The organism is Microcoleus sp. EPA2 (assembly GCA_020882975.1).
GTDB lineage: Bacteria > Cyanobacteriota > Cyanobacteriia > Cyanobacteriales > Microcoleaceae > Microcoleus.
On sequence record JAHRFD010000045.1, the window covers coordinates 1 to 21,110 of the forward strand.

Consider the following 21,110-nt stretch of genomic DNA (forward strand, 5'->3'; position numbering starts at 1 on the left):
CTTCAAGTCGGGATAGGGCATTGCCACGACTCTAAATGTACGCAGAGAGAAGGTAAGACCACTTGTGGCACATCTCGATGAAGCGTAAAGAATCCCCGCGCGTTTACGCCGGGGAGTATGTCAAACCTGATGCAATTCATTCTGTAGAAGCTGTTGGCGACGAACCAACTGTTACCTTCAGTATCTACGGTGAGACTCACCATTCTAAACGTTTTGAATTCGATCCGGCGACACGCACCGCCAAAAATTTCTAGATTCTTTATTCTTTTATTGGGAAATCATCATGTCAGAAAATCGTCAAGATCAATACTTTAACTTAATCGATCGACTTCTCAAGTGTCCCAGCGGACAAGAACCAGAAGTTTTGGACACTCAGCCGGAGTTGGTGGATGCGGGATTGGTAAAAACATTAATGCAAGTGGCAACAATGATGGCGCATCAAGATAATCAGGATGGTGCAAAGTTTCTAATTTTCTTGGCGCGGCAATTAAGTAAAGAATTGGGTTTGTATCCTGAAGTTTCACCGAAACAGTAAATTTTAGACGGAGGGGCTGATGATTTCACAATTAAGCACCGCGGAAGCGGGAGAAATGGCGATCGAGTTTCTGATGAACGATCTGGATATCGACACTGACGATCGAGAATGGTTTTCTGTGTTGAACGTGCGCCCGATCGGGGAAACCTGGTACGTTGTTGAAATTGGTGTGGAAGGGCTGCCCGATAAATGGGTGTTGCAGGTTTATGACACTGGCGAATGCGACCCCAGTTATACTTTTAATTCTCCCGTTCAAGCGACAGAATCCGACACCGGTTTGGAAGATATGCCAGAGGCGATCGCTCAAATATTAATGGCGGAACGCAGCCATAATTGATCCCCTTTTTTTTTAGAGCAGCGATCGCATTGCAATCATTATGACTGCCATCGTTCCTCATAAAATATTTTCTGAGACGCAATGTTCGATTCAGCATATTTCACTAAAGAATCAAAAAATTTGCGGGCAGGCGATCCCTTGAAAAACTGCTTTGCTATCTCAGAAGCTTCATCTCGCAAGGCTATATCTTCTGGAAATGGTTCACCTGGTATACCCGTGCATAATCTATTAATAGTAATACCAAACAAGTTACTACTTACTTCCTCATAGCATTCATCACAAACTAGATCGGCTTGCTCAAGTAGGTTTTTCACAAAGTCTAAGCGATTGAATACAAGACCAGAATGAAAACTATCGAGTAATCTGCTAGCTGCTCTAATTTTTATTCCATCTCCACTTTGAATCCATTCATTAAGCAATTCAATACTTGTAGGAGTAATATCAAGCGTAGATTTGTTACTAGACTTTTCTACATAAGTTAGTGAGGCTTCTTTGTAGAGTTCTTTGTACAATGGTTCTAATTTAATTAGTGTCCGTATGTTATCTGGGATTGAGTTATTATTATCGTCTCTAAAAAATGATTCCGTCTGTAATTCGCAATCAAACCAAAGATCGCGAATTTTCCTCAGTATGTCTCCATATTCTTCAGCAATTGATAGATAATGCAGACAATTTTCATAAGAGGTCGAGGGAAGTGGTTGGTAATTTAATCGATCTTTTACCACACTCGCGTTAATTCGCCTCAATATCAATTGAAGCACAGAAGATGGTATTTTTTGGGATGTATAAACAAGAAATTTGCTAATGCGGTTTTTGCTTAAATGGTTAACACCTTCCAGTTTTTTCAGAAATATTTTTAACTCTTCTTCTGTCAAAGTATCTAATGACTTCCTGCTAAAAATTTGGAATAATTTTTCTGCCAATTCTGTATCCTCATTAATTTCTACATTCAATGTTAGAGGGATAGCTAATTGGGGCTGATACTGTATCAGCATTGCTAATGAACCGATAGCATTTTTCTTTACTTCAATATTGGGATGAACAAGAAGCTTTTGAATGAGTTTACTTAACTCTTCTGAATCTATGTCGTTCACCCAAGCCCAGTAATTCTTTGCAAATGAGCTACAAAATGATGATTCGCCACTATTAATAGCATCTCGAAATACTTTAATAGCTCGTTCAATATTAGAATTTCTTGCCCGATAAAGCATTGATGCTATATGTATTGCAAGGGGGCAATCTCCTAAATCTATAACTTTTTCACATATCGCTAAAGAATAATCTGGCTTTAGTTCAGATAGTGCTTCTAGGAATAGAGTCAATACACTATAATTTTCAGAAAGAACCTGCAATCGTTCATTGAGAATTTGCATACCCTCCTGAGGAAGTTGGTATTTATCTGAAAAATCGATCGCAACAGTATCAGCAATTTGACGTTCATACTTCTCTCGCATCTCCCAATTAAGATGAAAATCTTCCTCACTAAAATGAAAATCCTCTTCCTGCCAATCCCACTGGTAGTTACCGCTTAATACTCCATTTAGTTTGAGATTCTCTGTTTTAGGAATAGAGAAGATGATATTTCTTGCTTTTTTCCTAACTGCCTCTGAATGGCTGTGTCGAGCATACCAATCAAGTTTCTCAATAGCCTTCAACTGAATAATTGACTCTATATCGCGAGTGACTAGCGCATGAATCATTTCTAATATTTCTAACTGTTCGGGTTCCCACCATTGATTTGCCTCTTCAAGCGGTTGACAAAATCGATCGGTTAACTCTTCAAGTGCTTTGCTCAAGGTCTCTAATGCTCTCAAAGTAACTTTTAAATTATCTGAATTCAGTAAAATTTCTACGAGTTTGAGAGCTTTGCTACGGAGCGATTGAGTGATTTTATGATCTACTAAGAAATTACTAATTGTAATACTTCTGCCATCATAATCGTTGTGTTCAATTTCCTTTTTAAATAATGGATCGAGGATATCTAAAAGAGAATAGATATGGTCATGGGCATGAGGTTTTTGAAGCAATCGTTCGATCGCATCAAGAACTTTATCATTAAATTTTAGTGATTTATAAATACCGTATTTAGCTAGATCTATCAGAACCGTAATTGCTTCGGGAGGATTATTATATGGTCTACTTGTATTATCTCTTCCAAGCTGCCATAGGATCTCGCAGCAAATAGGTACGTAGTCAAGCGTATAGCTAATCCGCTTGAGAATCTCTGGTAGTTTAGACAGCACATGGGAGTGCGTGAAAATATATCGTTGGTTTATGCTTTCATTTTCTGGCATAGTAGCAGGATGACGCATTGCCAATCGTACGATATCTAATGAGTATTCTGGCTGATAATAGGCAATTTCTTTGATTAAAGATAGCAGCTTACATCGATCTAGATTAGAAGCTTGTTTAAATTCTTCTCGAAAACTCTGCAAAATAATATCAAGTAAATTAGTTTCCTGTTCGCTGCTAGAGCGAACTCGCCAATCTAGTTCAGCTAAATTGCGGAGTAATTGCGCTGGACAAATCTCTCTGAACGCTTCAAATGTCTCTTGTGCATATCCTGTAGAATCTCCCTGTTCAGTTAAACAAGCATTATGTAAGATATGGTCAGCAAGCACATCAGGAGTAATTCTCAAACTATGTCCTTGACGCAGTAAGACACCAGCTTGTTCAAGAGTGCCTAAACTGCGGATTAATGTTGGTTGGTTTATGCCACCAATAAACTCTGTAGCTGCTTGTTGAAATAGCTTATTAGTCGGTTGGATAGGCGAAACAGCAGCAATTAATTCCAATATCTTCTTGCAAATTTCAGGATTAATTTGCTCGCTAACTTTCCCAATCATGATGTCCTGAAACCGATTGAGCACTTTGCGTCGGAAGTCTTCATTGCGTTCCAACAAATTTAGAGAAATTGCTTGCTCTGCTAACAACTGACCACCCACTACAATTACGAGAGGAGAATCGTAGGCAATCGCTGCGAGTCGATCGGCAAAGTGACCGTATTCCTGCCCAATTGCCTGATGTGCCAGTGCTTTCATCTCTGGAGAACTTAACTCTTTGAGTTCATCTAGTGGCAAATAATCAATCCCCTTTTGATCCAGTTGTGTCTGGAGTGATTGAACAGCATGGGGACGAGAAGAAAGAACTAATTTAATTTCAGGATGATTACTGCGGGTACGGTTATGAATGAGTTTGCATAAGGTTATTACATCTTGTTCGCGTCTATGAGCATCGTCTAAAACAATAACGCAAGGATCTAGTGGCAAATTGTCTGCATTTTCAGGAGTAACAGCTATATCGTCTTCAACGAACCACAGCCGGAAATTAGGATGCTCGAACGTCTTCGCAAATTCATAGAGTAGTTTCGTCTTACCGATACCACCACGCCCAGGTAGAATTGCAACTTGCTTCGCACTTGATGTCACAAAATCATGCAAGCTCTTGAGTGCATCATCACGCCCTTCCAGTTTCCAGGTGTGGTTGAATAGCTGATTAGCATTGAGCCAACTATGGAAGAAATCATCCCAAGATACGAATGAAGTTAACTTTGAAATCCCTAGAAATGCATTTTGCCACTCTGGATGAAAGTGGTCTCTCACGAGGCGACGGGCAGCTTCTGGAGAACGGCTCGACAAATCCCGTACTTTTTGTGAAATGTCTCGCACATCCCAGACTTCCCATACTGGACTGTTAGCAAAAACTTTCCGAACCTCAACACCCGCCACACGACTCAGAAGTAGAATATATCGCTCTGCCTCGAACCCCTTAGCCTGTTCAATGACTTTTTTTGCATCACCCTGGTTGAACCGCTGCCACTGTTTACATTGAAATGCCCACTTCTCACTATTGTCCAAATGAGCAACAATATCAACACCTTCCTGATTATCCCCCTGAGTGCCGTAGTGATAAATCTTTTGAGGTTTGAGAAATCGGGCAATGAAATCGAGACAGAAGGCTTCAAAAGCATCCCATGCAAGCCCTTCAAAAGGCAAACACTCTTCGTGAGCCTTAGCTGGTAACTGGAGATCCTCAACAGAATTTTCTTCCTGATGCTTTTTAAGCAATCCGGGGATTTTTTCAGCAAAACTCATTGGAACACCTACTGTCTTTGTAGGTTCCCGATTTTCAGCACTACTTTTGGGACGACCTGTTCCCTTACGCTTACCACCACGCGACATATTGACACCAAACACCAAGATTTTATTTTACTGACTCATCTTAAATAAGATTATAGGGTTCATCAACTCGATCAAAAGGATTTGAAAATTCTTACCCCTCTCACCCGATCGAATGTTGTAACTCTGACGCCGACTTAAATCTAGCCCCTGAGTACAGGATTAATAGCGATCGCCACCGCACAAACTTCGCATCCTATACTTTAAAAACATCACTTCCCGCAAACAACCGATCTGAAAATTAACGCAATGCTATGAGTGAACTACTCGCTGTCGATGCCATACAAGCCATGCAAAACTGGTTGCTGACGCAGGGATTTAACCCAGAGGATTTAGAGCAGCGAGGTAGCAATGGCGATACCGCCTTGATGCAAGCCGCGCGATCGGGTGAACTGGAAGTCGCCCGATCGCTAATCCAATCAGGCGCGGTTGTCAATGCTAAAAATAATGATGGCAATAATGCCCTTTGGTTTGCTTGTTTTCGCGATCGCGACGATTTGATTAATTTGTTGGTGAATTCTGGAATTGACATCAATAACCAAAATGATAACGGGGCTACTGCGCTGATGTATGCCGCTTCAGCGGGTAAAACCGAGATGGTGCAAGCCCTTTTAGCCGCGGGTGCTAATTCCCAATTAACAAATTTGGATGACTTTCGGGCGATCGATTTTGCAGCTAACCGCGAAATTCTCAGGATGTTGAAGTATGTTGGCATCTAGCATCATCAAAAATGAATATCACGAAGCTACAAAGCATTCTGTGATTTCGGTGCAACTCGATCCGAATTATGTGGATGCAACAACTCAACCTGCATCTTTCAAAAAATACCCGCAATTTTTCCGGCGCTTTCCTTTAGAATTAAACCATCCGTTTCATCATTTCTTATCCCTCACCAGTGCCATTACCTTTAAAAAGGAATATCGAGAAAGGATTCATTCTTTGCGAGTCCAGCCTTCCGCCGGAGCGCTCTACCCCACCGAACTTTACGTGCAACTCCGGGGCATCAAGGGTATGCTCGATGGCATCTACCATCTAGAGCCAGTCCGATCGGCCAACAGCTACTGGCCCTTTGTGGTTGGTCGGTAACAACGGCTGCTAATGTGGTGACATTGGTAATTGTTTGCCCCGATCGCGCCACGAATTGGCAAGTGCTCAACCATGTTGTAACCTTGGGCAATTTGATGGCACTGTTTTCTCCAGATGCCAAACTGCGGATTTATGCAACTCCAGAGATGGTGGAGCCGTTTGAGATCCGCGTGGACGAACTGCCTATTTATCGAGAAAGTTAAAGCTCGCCCAGCTAAAAATATCCTAAATCGGGGATTGGGTACGGTCGGGCAGACCCAAATCTCTGGATGGAATATCGTCCTTGAGTCAGATATAGTTGTATGATAATCTATATTATAATATCAGTCTGATATAAATGCTTGAATTATCAGCCCTTGGGCTGCTACAGTGGCAACCCCTGCACGGCTATCGCCTAAAGCAACTACTGGAGCTGTTTATGAGCAGTTACATCAGCGTCAACTACGGAGCAATTTACCCGCTGCTGAAGCGCTTGGAAGAGCGAGGGGCGATTGCGGTAATTGCTGAAGAAGCCGGAGATGCCGGATGTCCGCGCAAAATTTACGGGATTACACCGTCTGGGCGCGATCGCTGGCGGCAAAAAATGCTCGAACACCCTCAAGAAAGCTGGGTTAACAGCGGTTCCAGGTTCCAAATCAAGTTTTTCTTTTTTGGCGACTTAGAACCCCCAGAACGGCTGAAATTGTTGGAACACCGCTTGCGAGTCTGTTACATCCGGCAAGACTACATCGAAAGCCTCAAGAACGAATATCAACTAACCAACGACCATCAATTTGCCTCTCGCGATCGCTGTAAGTCTGTGCTGGCGTTAGAGATAGAATGGTTAACTGAGCAACTAGCCAAAGAAAAAAGTGCGATAGCGGACGGGACTCCCCCAACTTTCTCTGAATCTACCTTGTGAAATCCAAAATCTCTCCACGTTGCCCACTCCAGTGAGTCATCAGAAGGATGTGCAATCATCCTTGCATACCATAACTTTTGAGAGATAACAAAAAAGTTTCCTAAAAACGATCGCGCCCAGGCTGGGCTAAGTCCGATGTTAAAAAACCTAACTGGTGGTGCAAATGAGTTATTCTAAATCTCCTGAATCCGTGGTTGATGCTCAAGAGCAAAAGTTTCCTACACCGGAAGTTCCCACAACCGATGCAGACAACGATCGACTGTACGATGTTCCCGCGATTGCCGATCGCCCCCGCCCCGGTAAACCACGATCGCGCTGGCCCCTAATTGCGGCGATCGCGCTCTTGGCAGGTGCCGCAGGATTCGGCTGGTACTCGTGGCAATCGGGCCACAATCGCTCACAGCAACAGGCAGCGGCAGCCCAACCCAAAGCCATACCAGTCAAGATCGCAGCCGTTGAAACCAGCTCAGTCCAAGATGCCTCCGAATTTGTCGGCAGTTTAGAGGCCAAGCGTTCAGTACAAATCAAACCCGAAACAGAAGGGCTAGTCACGGAGATTTTTGTCAAATCCGGGGACTCGATCGACAAAGGACAAGCCATCGCCCGCATCAAAAACGACACCGCCCAAGCTAACTTGAGGCAATCCCAAGCCAACCTGATCCGCGCTCGATCCCACTTAGCCGAATTGCAAGCAGGCACTCGGCCCGAAGAAATCGCTCAACAAAGAGCCGAAGTCGCCCAAGCAATCGCCAACCTAGCCCAAGTGCGATCGGGTTCTCGGCCAGAAGAAGTTGGCCAAGCCCAAGCCCGCGTTTCCCAAGCCCAAGCCGATCTCGCCGATGCCCAAACAGGCAGCCTCCTAGAAGACATCGCCCAAGCAAGAGCGCAAATAGAAGCAAGCACAGCCGAAGCCAAGTTAGCCAACCAGCAGCTTGCTAGATATCAGGCCTTGGCAAAAGAAGGCGCAACATCCGCAAACACCCTCCAGGAATACATCCAAAAAGAAAGCACCGCCCAAGCCAACCTCCGAGAAGCTCAAAGACGCCTCGAGCAGCGGCAAAAGAACAGACAAGCCGAGATCGATCGGCGCACAGCAGCCCTGCAACAGCAGCAGCAAGCTTTGCGGCAATTGCAAAACGGTTCGCGCCCAGAAGAAATAGCCAAAGCTGAAGCAGAAGTCGCACAAGCCAAGAGCAAACTAGCCCAGTTAGCCAACGGTACGCGCCAAGAACAGCTAGATCAAGCCCAAGCACAAGTTGCCGAAGCCGCGGCTCAAGTGCGTGGCTTTGAAGTACAACTCCAAGAAACTGCGGTAATCGCGCCCTTCGCCGGAGTCATCGGCGACATACCGGTGAAAGTAGGTGACTACTTGCAAAAAGGCGACCCCATTGCCACTTTGACTGAGAACCAATTGCTCGACTTGCGGTTATCAATTCCTTTGGAACAGATGCCTCAGTTACGCTTGGGGCTGCCAGTACAAATGCTCGACGCTCAAGGTAAGGCGATCGCGATCGGTGAAATCAGTTTTATCTCTCCCAATGTCAGCGCCAATTCCCAAACAATTTTAGCTAAAGCCACCTTTCCTAACCCCAGCGGCGAACTGCTCAATCTCCAGTTTGTCAAAGCCAAAGTCATCTGGAAACAGAACCCCGGAATCTTAGTTCCAGTAATAGCAGTCACTCGCTTAGGCGGGCAAACTTTTGTCTTCACAGCTCAAAAGCCGGAACAGCCGCAACCTGGAACGCCACCTTTAATCGCGCGGCAAAAGCCTGTGAAATTGGGAACCATTGAGGGGAATAATTATCAAGTTATCGAAGGTTTGCAAGCAGGCGAAAAAATTGTTGTAGCAGGCATACTCAACTTGACCGACGGTGTTCCAATTATGGTTCAAGAGCCAGAGGCCGGAACAGATAAAAGCACAAAATTACCAGTGGGTAGCAAAAATTAATCTCTGCATCAAGATTTAAGCGTTCGGGTTCGTAGTGAGGACTTTATATCAAATCCTCTCTTCATCGGAATAGTAAATTAGAGTTAACCGTTAACATCACCTGACGGTGCAACCGGAATTGATATTAGTCCTTCTTCTGTCTTAGCAATTAGCCATCCGCAACTACCCATTACCCAAATAATGTTTGCAGATTTCTTTATCAAACGACCAGTCTTTGCTAGCGTCTGCGCCTTAATTATTGTTCTGGTAGGCGCAATCAGCATTCCCACATTGCCGATCGAACGCTTCCCCGACATTAGCCCCACCCAAATTAACGTCACAGCCAACTATAGCGGTGCGAATGCCGAAGTTGTCGAAAACGCAGTTACGAACATCCTAGAAAGGCAAATCAACGGCATTGAAGGACTGAAATATCTAACTTCCAGTAGCACTAACAGTGGAACTAGCACCATTACAGCCACCTTTGATACTTCCCGCGACAAAGATATTGCCGCCGTCGATGTGCAAAATAGAGTTGCAGTTGCTCAGCCACAACTGCCAGATGCCGTACAACGCACAGGAGTTACAGTTACCAAACAATCTAACAGCCTGCTGCTGGCTATAGGATTATTCACCGAAAATAAAGAATACGATACCATATTTTTAAGCAACTACGCCGACCTCTATTTAGCAGATACTTTAAAGAGAGTAAAAGGCGTGGGCGACGTGCGAATTTTTGGGGAAAGACGCTATGCTATGCGCCTGTGGATCGATCCCAATAAATTAGCTGCTCGCAATCTAACAATGCAAGATGTAACAAGAGCAATTAACGAACAAAACTTGCAAGTTGGTGTTGGAAGGATTGGTCAAGAACCAGCCCCAGAGGGGCAAATGTATCAGATAGATTTGAGTGCAGAAAGTCGTCTAAAAAGCCCGGAAGAATTTGAAAACATCGTTATTAAAAGCGAAACTAATGGAACTTTAGTTAAATTAAAAGATGTCGGAAGAGCCGAATTAGGAGCAGAAAATTATAACTCTTTCCTGCGATTTCGAGGTAAGGACGCTGTGGGTTTAGGGATTTACCAATTACCCGGAAGTAATGCTTTAAATGTTGCCCAAGCAGTCAAAGCAGAAATGGAAAAATTAGCTAAAAACTTCCCTCCCGGAGTGATACATAGAACAGCACTCGATACGACTCAATTTGTCCAAGAGTCGATGGCAGAAGTAGTAAAAACTCTGTTTGAAGCAGTCTTGTTAGTGGTGATAGTTATTTTTGTTTTTCTGCAAGATTGGCGCACTACGATTATTCCCACCGTCACAATCCCCATTTCCTTGATTGGGACATTTGCCTTTATCAAAGCTTTCGGATTTACGATTAACAGTTTGTCTCTATTTGGTCTTACCTTAGCAACAGGTTTAGTGGTTGATGACGCTATCATAGTAGTCGAAAATATTGACCGTCTTGTCCGCCAAGGTATGAATACCCGCCAAGCAGCTTCTGAATCAATGCGGGAACTTTTTAGTGCTGTAATTGCCACTTCCTTAGTATTGATGGCCGTGTTCATACCCGTGGCTTTTTTCCCTGGGACAACGGGCGCTCTCTATAAACAATTTGCCCTGACAATTGCTTTTTCAGTGCTGCTTTCTACGTTTATGGCGGTTACTCTTACTCCCTCACTTGCCGCTATATTACTGCGCCCAGGTAAGAAGTTTGGTGGCCCGTTGGGTTGGGTGTTTAACCGCATTAATATTTTTCTTGATTGGACGCAAAAGAAATATAGAGATTCCTTAATATTCTTAACACGATTTAAAACCATTGTTACCCTGTTGTTTATCGCTTCTCTGGGATTGACAGCTTGGCTTTATTTATCAGTACCGACAGCATTTATCCCAGAGGAAGACCAGGGCTATTTTCTGACAATTATTCAAGGGCCTCAAGGCGTTTCGCTGCAATACACCCAGCAGGTGATGGACGGAGTTGAAAAAGAAATCCTCAAACTTCCTGAAGTTGTGGGGACTTTTTCTGTAGGTGGCTTTGGTTTTAGCGGTAATAGTTCCAACCAGGGGATTATATTTACTACCCTTAAACCCTGGAAAGAAAGGGAAGGTGAAGATCAAACCGTACAAGCGATTATTGGTAAGCTGCGGGGTAAGTTTTTCGCGATTCCAGAAGCTAGAATTTTCCCTGTGAATCCGCCGGCTATTCAAGGTTTAGGTCAATTTGGAGGCTTCCAATTTCAATTGCAAGACCGCAAAGGTAACAGCGGTTTAGATGCCTTAGTCCAGACTATGGGCGGGATTTTGAAGCAGGCAAATCAGACACCGGGATTGCAGGCGGTATTTAGTACGTTTGCTGCGAATACGCCTCAGTTAATTGTGGAAGTTGACCGCAATCGAGCTAAGGCTTTGGATATTCCAATCAATGATGTTTTCAGTACGTTACAAACGGCTCTGGGTTCGCAGTATGTAAACGATTTTAATCTCCAGCAGCGCACTTATCGGGTGTATGTTCAGGCGGATAAACAGTTTCGTGATAACCCGGAAGATATTGGGAAATTGTATGTGCGTTCTGGAAAGAATGAAATGATTTCTTTGAGCAATTTGGTGAAGATAACTCCGGTGGTGGGGGCACAAAGTATTAACCACTACAATTTATATAGGTCAATTGAAATTAGTGGCACTCCGGCTCCGGGTTCGAGTTCTGGACAGGCGCTAAAATCGATGGAAAAGGTGGCAACTCAAGTTTTGCCCTCGGGTTTTGGCTATGAATGGTCGGGGAGTTCTTTAGAAGAAATTGAGTCGGGGGGTCAAGCACCGATTATTTTCGGATTGGGATTGATTTTTGTGTTTTTAGTTTTGGCGGCTCAGTACGAAAATTATGTCGATCCTTTCATTATTTTGCTGTCGGTTCCTCTGGCAATTTTAGGGGCACTTTTAGCTCAGTCGCTGCGGGGTTTGGCGAATGATGTTTATTGCCAGATTGGTTTGGTGATGTTGATTGGATTGGCTAGTAAAAATGCGATTTTAATTGTGGAGTTTGCGAACCAGTTACGGGAGCAGGGATATTCAATTGCTAAGGCGGCAGTTGAGGCTTCTCAAGAGCGTTTACGACCGATTTTGATGACTTCTCTGTCTTTCGTTTTGGGGATTGCTCCCCTAATTAACCCGGAAGGTGCGGGGGCTGCGAGCCGCCGATCGCTGGGGAATGCGATCGCGGGGGGGATGGTTGTTTCTACTTTCTTGAGTTTGTTTATGGTGCCGGTTCTGTATGTGGTGGTTGTCTCGGCTCGCGATCGCTTTAAGAAACGCGATCGCCCACAAAATCCGCCCTATGATGACACAATTTTGGATGGGAAAATGACTCCCGGCGAGGAGGTTGAACGTGATAAAGTATCACCATTTTAGTTGGTAATTTGAATACCAAAGACGTTTTTCAACTGTCAACTGTTTAACCATCCACCATCAATATCAACCGGGCGGGATCGAGCCGCACGTACCAGGGAAAAGGCCGATCTTTGATGTCGTGCCAGTTTTCTTTAAAGACTTCGGCTTGCACGTGGTAATCCTGTCCGCCTGCGGGTATTCCGTTGAATTTGAGAAACAGCGTCATCCGGTGCGGCGTTTCGCTGGTGGCAGCCAACCAACAAGGATAGGTATTATCAAGATCGGGATTGCTAGTGATGCTAATTTGGTGGGCGCGAATGCCAATATCGGTGAACCGATCGTCCAGGGCTTCTAGCGCTTGCAAAGTAATTCCCCAATCGGTTGCTGCTACTAAATTAGATCCCTGCACCACCGCACGGGAAAAGTTTTTACAGCCCGTAAGTTGAGCAATGCGAACCGTTTTTGGATGCTCAAAAATCTGATGTTTCGAGTTATAGGCGATCGCTTTTCCCGCCGACATCACCATCAGATTTTCACAAATTCGGTAAGCCTCCTCCAGGTTGTGAGTCACAAATAAGGTAATGCCGCGGTAAGTTGCTAAAGTTTCCACAAGCTGCCGCTCCATTTGACTGCGGAGATAGGTATCTAGCGCTGAAAAAGGCTCGTCCAAAAGCAGCAATTCCGGTTCAGTTGCTAAGGCCCTTGCTAGCGCTACCCGCTGTTGTTGTCCCCCCGAAAGTTGGTGCGGATAGCGATCGCCCAACCCCTGCATTTGCACTCCAGCCAACTGTCGATCGACTCGCTGCTGACACATTGCTTTTGGCAGATGCTGCAACCCAAAGGCAATATTTTGAGCAACTGTCATGTGGGGAAACAGCGCATAATTTTGAAACACCAAACTCACATTTCTTTTGTGGCTGGGTAGGTTAATGTTTTTGTCAGAATCAAAGAGCGATCGACCATTCAAGACTATTCGCCCTTTTCCAGGCGTATCCACACCAGCAATACAGCGGAGAGTCATGCTTTTACCCGAACCCGATCCGCCGAGTATCCCTAAAGTTTCTTGCTGTGCTGTAAAAGCCGTGTCGAGTTGAAAGTTCGATAATTGTTGTTTAATATCAACCAGCAATCCGGCAGTTGAAGTTGGCAGTTGCCGTTGCATGGAATGCCCTAAACGAGCCGGCTGCGTGCGTTTTCCGCCCCGATTGACAGGCTCATTTGCTTCGAGCATCCCTGCTTGCATTTGCTGTCTTTTGCCTTCGTAGCGCTGCTGCCAAAAGTTCACACCTATTATTCCCGACAGCGAGAGCATTAAAATAGAAATTGCCCAGAACCAAGCCTCATTCATTTCTCCAGCTTCCACCGCAAAATAGATAGCCATCGGGATGGTTTGCGTTTGTCCGGGAATATTGCCCGCCAGCATTAAGGTTGCTCCAAATTCTCCCAATGCTCGTGCAAATGCGAGGGTAATTCCTGCCACAAGTCCGGGTGCAGCCAAGGGCAATAGAATCTGAAAAAAAACGCGCCTTTGAGAAGCTCCTAAAGTTCTGGCTACTTGCAGTAAACTACTGTCTATTTGTTCAAAAGCCCCCAATGCTGTTTTGTACATCAGGGGAAATGAAACAACCGTTGCCGCCACTACTGCGGCATACCAAGTAAAGATAATCGTCAAGTCAAATTGCTGCATGAAGTGTCCGATCGGACCATTTCTGCCAAATAGTAACAGCAGTAAAAAACCCACCACAGTAGGTGGCAAAATCAGCGGCGAAATTAGAATTCCTTCAATCAATGATTTCCATCTACCGCGATAGCCCAACATCCCATAAGCCGCAGCAGTACCGAGAAAAAATGTGGCAATTGTTGCAATTCCAGCCGTTTTGAGAGAAATCCATAGGGGCGATAGATCCGTAGACATAGCAGCAGCCTCATTCAGCTATTCCAAATCCGTATTTCTTGAAGATGTTTTGAGCTTTTCTTGTGCTTAAAAATTGAACGTAAGCGCGGGCAGATTGCTGATTTCGACTTGCCTTAATGACTGCGATCGGATAAACAATCGGTGAGTGTAAGTTGCTCGGTGCCGTTGCGACTTGCTTAACTCGATCGGAAATTTTGGCATCTGTCACATAAACAACTCCTGCATCAGCATTAGCACTTTCCACCGCACCCAAGACGCTGCGAACTGAGTTGCCGTAAACCAACTTCGATCGCACTTGCTCGGTTATTCCCAATTTATTGAATAATATTGAAACCACCAGACAGTATGAGGGTGACAAGCAGACTGCTGAAAAAAGCAATTAGAGGTTTTTTCATAATAATCGATGAATAAAGATACTATATGAAAGCACATCCTACATATGCCACCTTAACGGATTCTGGCGATCGCGGAATGTCGGATTGAACGCAGTCATAATTAATCCCCTGACGGGGTGGTTAGATAAAATCCTCTCTTCATCGTCCTGTATTAAACTCTCTCTTCTCGAACTTCGCGTCATGAGCGCCTTCGCGGTTAAATCATTCTGATACAACCGGAATTGATATCACTCCGTCAGGAATGTGGCATGAGGCAAACACCCGATCGGTCAATTAACTGGATATGAGACTTTGGGCGATCGCATCTACTATCTTTGACAGAGTTTTAGGGCAAACTTCTGTATGACGATGCTTTCCTGGCATAATTAGGGCTTGCTGAATAAGTTAGGAAAAATCGCGATCGCACTTGATGGGCAATTCAAGCTCGGCGAGACATAACTTTTTGTTGACTATAACTTGCCCAGTTATAGCTTTTAATAATCAGTGAACCACATAAATAGGTGTGATTTTCGGTTGGTGAGATAAAAACGCACAAAAAACCCGTCTCAACCAGGTAGAAAGGTTCATCACTAAAAAAGTAATAGCAATGGCTGTTTCCGAAGTATTATCAAGTTTTGTCATCACTCGATTCAAGCTAAATCTTCTTTTTCCTTGTCCAAACTTGCCCTCAATTGCATTTCTAATTCTTTCATCTTCTAAGGCTTGTTTCTTTGTTTCCTTGTTTAATACTCCTAAGTCGGTGGGATAGCTAATGTCTGCTGGGGCACAGGTGGCATCTATGATTAATTTCCCTTGATTGGTTGATTCATTTTTTGCGTCCGAATCTTTTTTTTTCGGGCGGTTTTGGGGTGGTTTCGCGCATTTTTTCCACCATGCGTTCGTTCACTTTCTTGATTAAGTTTGCACTGATTCGCTGCCGAAAGTGGACTAATAATGATGGATCAAATGGGGGTTCATTACTGTATGTTGATTGACCGATAAAGTATTGCAGGTATGGGTTTTCACGGATCTGTTCTACTGTTTCTATATCGCTAATTAAGAGTTTTTCTTTGATGATTAATGCCCCTAATGCCATCCTAAATGATTTGGCGGGTGCTCCCATTTCGGTGGGGAAATTTTCAGCATAATCTGATTCAAATTCCGACCAAGGAATTAGTTGGGCCATTTTTACCCAACGGTTATCTTCTGACAATCTTCCTTCAAAGGGGAGTTTAAAGTCGGATGGGGGGCTTGGGGCAAGCTCAGCTTTTCTATACACGCTCGCAGGTGGTGATGCACGGGTTTTGACTGATTATACCTGTTTTTCTTGCACCCTTACTACTTTTTTGGTCGGAAAACCCATACACTGTTTACTTTTTTCACTGATTCAGCAAGCCCTACCTATCAAGTCAATTTAATCAACAAAAAACGGGCGATCGACATTACAATTCCCGTTGAAGATACGATGACTATTCTGGAAGCGGCAGAAGAACAGGGGTTAGAGTTACCTTCTTCTTGTCAGTCCGGTTCTTGTTCCAGTTTTGTGGGGCCAACTGGATGACATCGAACGTTTGCCAGCGATCGAGCCTTATCAAGAAGGGGATATGCCCCATTCGATTCGAGTTGCCGTGGCATCGAATAAATCGGCAATTAGAGGCGTAGCGATCGCCTAAGCATGACTCAAACCACTAATTCTCACGACTCTGGACACAATTGGGCGACTTACTATCAAGCGGTAACAGGTCGCCCGCCGCGCGAAACTTTGCTCAAAGGACTAGAAATTTTTGAGAAAGGCCAAAAGGGCGGCCAGGGGGACACCGCCCCTACGGGATTTGCTGTAGATTTAGGCTGCGGTGATGGACGGGATACGGTGGAACTGCTGCGTCGGGGCTGGCGTGTTTTAGCGATTGATGGGGAACAAAAGGCATTCGATCGCCTACTCGATCGTCCGATCGACCGCGATTTGCTGGAAACTCAATTGATGCGTTTTGAAACCTTGACTTTACCCCCGGCGATCGAGCTAATCAATGCCAGTTTTTGCCTGCCTTTTTGTCCGCCCGCAGCTTTCCCCCATCTTTGGGAAACGATCGTGAAATCGCTCAATCCTGGAGGGTTTTTCTGCGCTCAATTGTTTGGCGAACGCGACTCTTGGACTGTTTATCCCGATCGCACTCATCACACTCGGCAAGAAGTTGAAGCACTCCTGAAACCCTTTGAGGTTGAGTGGTTAGACGAGGAAGAACATCCGGGAGTAACGGCGATCGGTGAGGAAAAATACTGGCATATTTTTCACATTGTTGCTCGCAAAAAAAGTTAAAGTTCAGAGTTCCGACTTCTTGAATAAACCGGAACTCTTTTGAAGTTGAAGTTTGGGAAAAAGAAGTAATAGGCGTAAAAAAGCCCTTGTCAAATTAGGCAAACAGCATAAAAAAGTAGCTGATACTCGTAAAGATTGCCATTTCAAAACAGCTAACAATATAGAAATTCAGCACGCTTTGCCAACAAAATAGAAGCGAAACATTTACGAGCAATTGCGAGACAAATTTACCCCAAAATCACGCGTAAATGCTCCGCCACCTCTGCCACAAAAGCAATTAAGACATTGCCTGAGCGATATAATCAAAATAAGGAGCAGCTTCCTTCGCATCCTCCTGATTGAGCAAAGCCAAAGAAGCTTCCTTCAAACAGCGGATTGCTTCCACCATCCCTGGAACTGGAACGCCCAGAGAATTGTACATTTCCCGAACCCCAATCAAACCGATGCTTTCGATGGGTTCCTTGTCTCCCGCCAAAATACCATAGGTAATCAGGCGCAAATACCAGCCGTAGTCACGCAGACACAAAGCCCGTTCCCGTTGACCGTAAGCATTACCTCCAGGGGAAATAAAATCCGGGCGTTTTTTCCAGAGTTTTTTGCTAGCTTCATCAACAATTTTTCTTTCACTGTCAGAAAGCGCAGTAGCAATGCGTACCCGCTGTTCCCCCGTTTTAAAAAAATCATTGATACTTTGAAGTTCGCCGGTACTCGGATAACGAAGTTCGTCGTCGGCTTGGAGAATTAATTGGCTAACTACGCTCATTTGTTATTCAAATTTTTGAGGATATTTGAGAGTAACATTAATTGACATTCTCATCCCTTAAAGATGAGATTCTTGGTTCAGTGACTCACCTTCCTTCTAACATCGCTCGACACTAGAAGTAGTGGGCAAATCTCCCCAAGCGTGATGCTTAGTAACTAAGCCAGTTTCCTTGTGCCCCAAGGTACTGTGGGAACAATTCACAAACTGCGATCGAGAGTTGGAATGTCGGCAGACATTTGGACTGTTTGACGAGTTTTCGCTGCTTTGCCCCCGTAGCAGATCGCACAGGCTTCATTCAGGGCAATCTCCCCGATCGAAGCTTAACTTGAGGAGCAAGGGTTTCAAAAGTAGAAATACAGCTTGCGATTGAGCTTGATGCCGCTCGACCTGCTCCAGTCCGAAACACAGATCTTGCAGTACCATAGTGAATTCTACCACGACTACCTGTGAGCAAATCTAAAAAGCTCTCCTTTTTGAATCTCCCCACCTCCTTGGGCGGGGGATTATGGCTCACCAAGTTGACCACGGGACACTTAGGTGAAGCTGAGCCTGCATCGCATTCAACTATCCCTCTAGCCACTCAAATAGCCTCAAGGTGAAATTTCGTATACTTTATCCCCCTTTGGTTATTTCTGTGCTGTTTCCTGCTGTTTCGAGTTTTTTGCTTCCATCTCCAACAATTCTGGAACTGTTACAAATGTGTACCCTTCTTTTTTTAATTTAGCAATAATATTGGGCAAAGCTTCCACAGTCCTGGATCGATTACCACCGCCGTCGTGCATCAGGACAATACCGCCGGAATTTGCCTGCCGCATCACATTTTCCATCAACGATTGCGTAGCAGTGTGCCAATCTAAAGAATCAGCAGACCACATCACAACTGTATAATTTTTCTTTTGAGCATAAGCTGCTAATCCATTGTTTAAAATACCTCCCGGTGGGCGGAACATATATGTTCTGATGCCTGTTAATTCCTCAATTAACGAGGTCGTGCGATCGATCTCCCGCGCGGCACCCTCTTCGTTATACTTAATATATTGGTGGTTCCAAGTGTGGTTGCCGATCGCATGACCAGCCTGGGCAACTTTTTTGCCGAGTTCTGGATAAACTTGTAGGTATCTTCCCACCCAGAAGAAAGTCCCTTTAATATTGTTTTGTTTGAGAATATCCAGGATTTGTACAGTTGTTTTCGGCCAGGGACCGTCGTCAAATGTCAGGGCGATCGCCTTTTGTCGGGAGTCGAGTTTTGCCTGACGCAGGGTTGTACCCTTAAACTTGGACGGTAGGGAAGAGTTAAAACGGACTTTCTGCAACCTATCTAGAGTGTTTTCGGAAAACTCTACTCTCTCGGCGATCGACTGTTTCAAATTATTAACAATAGATTTCGACTGTTGTACTTGTGACTGAGATGCTGTCACCAGTTGCGCCTGCGATAGCGACGCTGGCTGATTTCCTCGCGGGTTCAGCGGCAACGTCACGCCCATTACAAAACTACCCAAGGCGGCTATAAAAGCAACGATCAAAGTTTTTCGCCGCCTCAACAGCCGTTTGAAGTTTTTCACGTTTTTATCTCCTTGACACCTTACAGAGTTAATTTTAGATTTTAAGTGGCAATGGGGAATGGAGAATCACGAATCGGGAATTGGGAGGAGTTCTGGCGGAGAAATTGGGTGATTAAAGCGTCCAGGAACCAATGCCGATCCCAGGACGGTGAGGTATGTTGACTATTCTCTAGTCCCAATTCCCAATTCCCAATTCCCAATTCCCAAAGAGTATTAACTATTCCCTATCCTCTCTTTGTATAACCCGACAATTCGATCGATCGCTTCGGCAATACTCAAACCGTCTGTTTGAATTTCCACAGCATCCGCCGCTTTACGCAAAGGTGACACCTCGCGGGTACTATCCTTTTCGTCTCGCAGGGCGATGTCGCGTTCCAACTGTTCCAAACTGGTTTTAGCCCGCTCGGTATCATTTAGTTGTAATAGCCGTCGGCGCGATCGCTCTTGTACCGAAGCGGTTAAAAAAATCTTCAGTTCCGCATCGGGAAACACATTAGTACCTATATCACGACCTTCTGCCACAATTCCGCCTGCTTTGCCGCAAAGCCGCTGCTGTTTCACCAAAAATTGTCGCACCGCCGGCAAAGCCGCAATTTCCGAGACGCGGGCTGTCACCTCTAAACTACGAATTGCCTCGGTGACGTCAAAGCCGTTAATCTTCAATGTCAAAGATGAAGGGTCAAGGTTGTATTCTAAATAACTGGAATTGACTAATTCGGCGATCGCCAATTCGTCGCCCATGGGAGTGTTGGTAGTCATCACCAGCCACGTCACAGCTCGATACATCGCCCCTGTATCTAGATAACACAGACCCAGAGCTTGGGCGACTTGTCTGGTAACTGTAGATTTGCCAGCGCCGGCTGGTCCGTCGATCGCCACAATTGGCCGACGATTCCTGATAATTATATTGTCAATCAACCGAGTAGAGCCGATTCTGGCTGCCACGGCTAAAAGTCCCGCCGTTTCCACAACTGCCAAGGGTGCGAGAGTGTCGGGATTGACCAGTTCAGCATACTCTAGAGAGACTGATGGCTCAAGGGCAAATTCTGCTTTTACCGCCGCCAGTGTCGCCTCCGCAGTGCGATCGCCCCCACAGAAGGTTTTCCACCCTTGCTGTAGAGCGCGGTAGAGTAGGCCAGCTTGCTGTTTTTGCTCTGGTGTTAAATATTGATTGCGAGAACTCAGGGCTAGTCCCGAAGCTTCACGGGCGATCGGACAAGCAATAATCTCTACAGGCAAGTTAAAATCTGCGACCAGTTTTCGGATAATTGCTACTTGCTGGGCGTCTTTTTGACCAAAATAAGCTCTTGTTGGCTGCACCAAACTTAAAAGTTTAGTGACGATGGCTGCTACACCCTGAAAATGACCAGGCCTGGACTTGCCACACAAAACCGATGTCATCGCCTGTGGTGGGACAACTTGAGTCAAGGATGAAAGGTCAATCACTGTCACCGCAGGAGTCTGGGCTCCTGAGTTGCCTGTCTCGATGCCCGAATCCCCGAACATTTCCAGTTCTGAGGGAGCAAAAATTACATCAACTCCAGCTTCTTGGCATAGCAGGCGGTCTTGCTCCAAATTGCGAGGATAGTCTTGAAAATCCTCCTTCGGCCCAAATTGCAGCGGGTTGACAAAAATGCTGACCACGACGATCGCATTTTCTTGTCGGGCCCGCTGGATCAAGCTCAAATGCCCGCTGTGTAAAGACCCCATCGTCGGCACTAAACCGATTTGTAAATGGGATGCTACAGATTTTTGTGAATTTAAGTAGCAGCGTAGGGCTGCAATGGTAGTAAACAGGCGCACGTATACACTCCTGAAGGCATTCGTCTGT

The 21,110-nt window shown here is 45.0% G+C and carries 19 protein-coding genes and 1 pseudogene; 12 read left to right on the top strand and 8 right to left on the bottom strand.

The window, feature by feature from the left end; all coding sequences use genetic code 11:
• Positions 1-77 precede the first annotated feature (77 nt).
• Genes AAFP14_RS24605 through AAFP14_RS24615 form a run of 3 tightly spaced genes read left to right on the top strand, consistent with a single transcriptional unit; the run spans position 78 to position 872 of the window.
• The gene (locus AAFP14_RS24605) at positions 78-254 is read left to right on the top strand and encodes a hypothetical protein (protein WP_341734815.1); all 177 of its coding nucleotides are present in this window, start codon (positions 78-80) and stop codon (positions 252-254) included.
• 29 nt (positions 255-283) lie between these two features.
• Positions 284-535: a hypothetical protein gene (locus AAFP14_RS24610; RefSeq protein WP_341734816.1), complete on the top strand. Its 252-nt coding sequence runs from the start codon at positions 284-286 to the stop codon at positions 533-535.
• Between the two features lie 19 nt (positions 536-554).
• Positions 555-872 (top strand): hypothetical protein, encoded by a 318-nt coding sequence (locus AAFP14_RS24615; RefSeq protein ID WP_341734817.1) that lies wholly within the window; start codon positions 555-557, stop codon positions 870-872.
• A 38-nt stretch (positions 873-910) separates the two neighbouring features.
• On the opposite strand, the gene AAFP14_RS24620 is transcribed toward AAFP14_RS24615, so the two are convergent.
• Positions 911-5,071, bottom strand: coding sequence for a hypothetical protein (locus AAFP14_RS24620; RefSeq protein WP_341734818.1), 4,161 nt, complete (start codon positions 5,069-5,071; stop codon positions 911-913).
• A gap of 233 nt (positions 5,072-5,304) precedes the next feature.
• On the opposite strand from AAFP14_RS24620, the gene AAFP14_RS24625 reads away from it, so the two are divergent.
• From AAFP14_RS24625 to AAFP14_RS24650, 6 genes are all read left to right on the top strand, one after another.
• On the top strand, positions 5,305-5,769 hold the full coding sequence (locus AAFP14_RS24625) for an ankyrin repeat domain-containing protein (protein ID WP_341734819.1): 465 nt from the start codon (positions 5,305-5,307) through the stop codon (positions 5,767-5,769).
• Positions 5,756-6,136 carry a nitroreductase family protein gene (locus AAFP14_RS24630; RefSeq protein ID WP_341734820.1) on the top strand — a complete coding sequence of 127 codons (381 nt, stop codon included), beginning with the start codon at positions 5,756-5,758 and terminating at the stop codon, positions 6,134-6,136. Before AAFP14_RS24625 ends, AAFP14_RS24630 begins: the two co-directional genes overlap by 14 nt.
• 17 nt (positions 6,137-6,153) lie before the next feature.
• The gene (locus AAFP14_RS24635; RefSeq protein WP_341734821.1) at positions 6,154-6,339 is read left to right on the top strand and encodes a hypothetical protein; all 186 of its coding nucleotides are present in this window, start codon (positions 6,154-6,156) and stop codon (positions 6,337-6,339) included.
• 134 nt (positions 6,340-6,473) lie between these two features.
• The gene (locus AAFP14_RS24640; protein WP_341734822.1) at positions 6,474-7,037 is read left to right on the top strand and encodes a PadR family transcriptional regulator; all 564 of its coding nucleotides are present in this window, start codon (positions 6,474-6,476) and stop codon (positions 7,035-7,037) included.
• Between the two features lie 163 nt (positions 7,038-7,200).
• Complete coding sequence (locus AAFP14_RS24645; protein WP_341734823.1) at positions 7,201-8,985, top strand: efflux RND transporter periplasmic adaptor subunit; 1,785 nt, start codon at positions 7,201-7,203, stop codon at positions 8,983-8,985.
• A gap of 180 nt (positions 8,986-9,165) precedes the next feature.
• Positions 9,166-12,369 (top strand): efflux RND transporter permease subunit, encoded by a 3,204-nt coding sequence (locus AAFP14_RS24650; RefSeq protein ID WP_341734824.1) that lies wholly within the window; start codon positions 9,166-9,168, stop codon positions 12,367-12,369.
• Between the two features lie 43 nt (positions 12,370-12,412).
• On the opposite strand, the gene modB is transcribed toward AAFP14_RS24650, so the two are convergent.
• From modB to AAFP14_RS24670, 3 genes and pseudogenes are all read right to left on the bottom strand, one after another.
• A complete protein-coding gene (gene modB, locus AAFP14_RS24655; protein WP_341734825.1) occupies positions 12,413-14,263 on the bottom strand; it encodes a molybdate ABC transporter permease subunit in 1,851 nt (616 codons plus the stop codon).
• 10 nt (positions 14,264-14,273) lie between these two features.
• On the bottom strand, positions 14,274-14,600 hold the full coding sequence (modA, locus tag AAFP14_RS24660) for a molybdate ABC transporter substrate-binding protein (RefSeq protein WP_341734826.1): 327 nt from the start codon (positions 14,598-14,600) through the stop codon (positions 14,274-14,276).
• A 538-nt stretch (positions 14,601-15,138) separates the two neighbouring features.
• Positions 15,139-15,916, bottom strand: a pseudogene (locus AAFP14_RS24670) (transposase).
• A gap of 48 nt (positions 15,917-15,964) precedes the next feature.
• Here AAFP14_RS24670 and AAFP14_RS24675 point away from each other — a divergent pair.
• Genes AAFP14_RS24675 through AAFP14_RS24685 form a run of 3 tightly spaced genes read left to right on the top strand, consistent with a single transcriptional unit; the run spans position 15,965 to position 16,954 of the window.
• Positions 15,965-16,198 (top strand): 2Fe-2S iron-sulfur cluster-binding protein, encoded by a 234-nt coding sequence (locus tag AAFP14_RS24675; RefSeq protein ID WP_472851087.1) that lies wholly within the window; start codon positions 15,965-15,967, stop codon positions 16,196-16,198.
• The gene (locus tag AAFP14_RS24680; protein ID WP_341734827.1) at positions 16,179-16,310 is read left to right on the top strand and encodes a hypothetical protein; all 132 of its coding nucleotides are present in this window, start codon (positions 16,179-16,181) and stop codon (positions 16,308-16,310) included. The genes AAFP14_RS24675 and AAFP14_RS24680 overlap by 20 nt, the downstream gene beginning before the upstream one ends.
• A 2-nt stretch (positions 16,311-16,312) precedes the next feature.
• The gene (locus AAFP14_RS24685) at positions 16,313-16,954 is read left to right on the top strand and encodes a class I SAM-dependent methyltransferase (protein ID WP_341734828.1); all 642 of its coding nucleotides are present in this window, start codon (positions 16,313-16,315) and stop codon (positions 16,952-16,954) included.
• A 277-nt stretch (positions 16,955-17,231) separates the two neighbouring features.
• Here the strand turns inward: AAFP14_RS24685 and AAFP14_RS24690 are convergent, their stop codons facing one another.
• The 4 genes from AAFP14_RS24690 to AAFP14_RS24705 all read right to left on the bottom strand — a co-directional run bounded on the left by AAFP14_RS24690 (position 17,232) and on the right by AAFP14_RS24705 (position 21,082).
• Positions 17,232-17,717, bottom strand: coding sequence for an allophycocyanin subunit alpha-B (locus AAFP14_RS24690; protein ID WP_340519811.1), 486 nt, complete (start codon positions 17,715-17,717; stop codon positions 17,232-17,234).
• Between the two features lie 291 nt (positions 17,718-18,008).
• A complete protein-coding gene (locus AAFP14_RS24695) occupies positions 18,009-18,140 on the bottom strand; it encodes a hypothetical protein (RefSeq protein ID WP_341734829.1) in 132 nt (43 codons plus the stop codon).
• Between the two features lie 203 nt (positions 18,141-18,343).
• Complete coding sequence (locus AAFP14_RS24700; RefSeq protein WP_341734830.1) at positions 18,344-19,279, bottom strand: polysaccharide deacetylase family protein; 936 nt, start codon at positions 19,277-19,279, stop codon at positions 18,344-18,346.
• A gap of 213 nt (positions 19,280-19,492) precedes the next feature.
• Positions 19,493-21,082, bottom strand: coding sequence for a bifunctional pantoate--beta-alanine ligase/(d)CMP kinase (locus tag AAFP14_RS24705; RefSeq protein WP_341734831.1), 1,590 nt, complete (start codon positions 21,080-21,082; stop codon positions 19,493-19,495).
• Between the last annotated feature and the right edge of the window lie 28 nt (positions 21,083-21,110).

Coding starts and splice junctions, on each gene's coding strand:
- AAFP14_RS24605 (WP_341734815.1), top strand. CDS start 78: ATGAAGCGTAAAGAATCCCCGCGCGTTTACGCCGGGGAGTATGTCAAA.
- AAFP14_RS24610 (WP_341734816.1), top strand. CDS start 284: ATGTCAGAAAATCGTCAAGATCAATACTTTAACTTAATCGATCGACTT.
- AAFP14_RS24615 (WP_341734817.1), top strand. CDS start 555: ATGATTTCACAATTAAGCACCGCGGAAGCGGGAGAAATGGCGATCGAG.
- AAFP14_RS24625 (WP_341734819.1), top strand. CDS start 5,305: ATGAGTGAACTACTCGCTGTCGATGCCATACAAGCCATGCAAAACTGG.
- AAFP14_RS24630 (WP_341734820.1), top strand. CDS start 5,756: ATGTTGGCATCTAGCATCATCAAAAATGAATATCACGAAGCTACAAAG.
- AAFP14_RS24640 (WP_341734822.1), top strand. CDS start 6,474: ATGCTTGAATTATCAGCCCTTGGGCTGCTACAGTGGCAACCCCTGCAC.
- AAFP14_RS24645 (WP_341734823.1), top strand. CDS start 7,201: ATGAGTTATTCTAAATCTCCTGAATCCGTGGTTGATGCTCAAGAGCAA.
- AAFP14_RS24650 (WP_341734824.1), top strand. CDS start 9,166: ATGTTTGCAGATTTCTTTATCAAACGACCAGTCTTTGCTAGCGTCTGC.
- modB (WP_341734825.1), bottom strand. CDS start 14,263: ATGTCTACGGATCTATCGCCCCTATGGATTTCTCTCAAAACGGCTGGA.
- AAFP14_RS24685 (WP_341734828.1), top strand. CDS start 16,313: ATGACTCAAACCACTAATTCTCACGACTCTGGACACAATTGGGCGACT.
- AAFP14_RS24690 (WP_340519811.1), bottom strand. CDS start 17,717: ATGAGCGTAGTTAGCCAATTAATTCTCCAAGCCGACGACGAACTTCGT.
- AAFP14_RS24695 (WP_341734829.1), bottom strand. CDS start 18,140: ATGGTACTGCAAGATCTGTGTTTCGGACTGGAGCAGGTCGAGCGGCAT.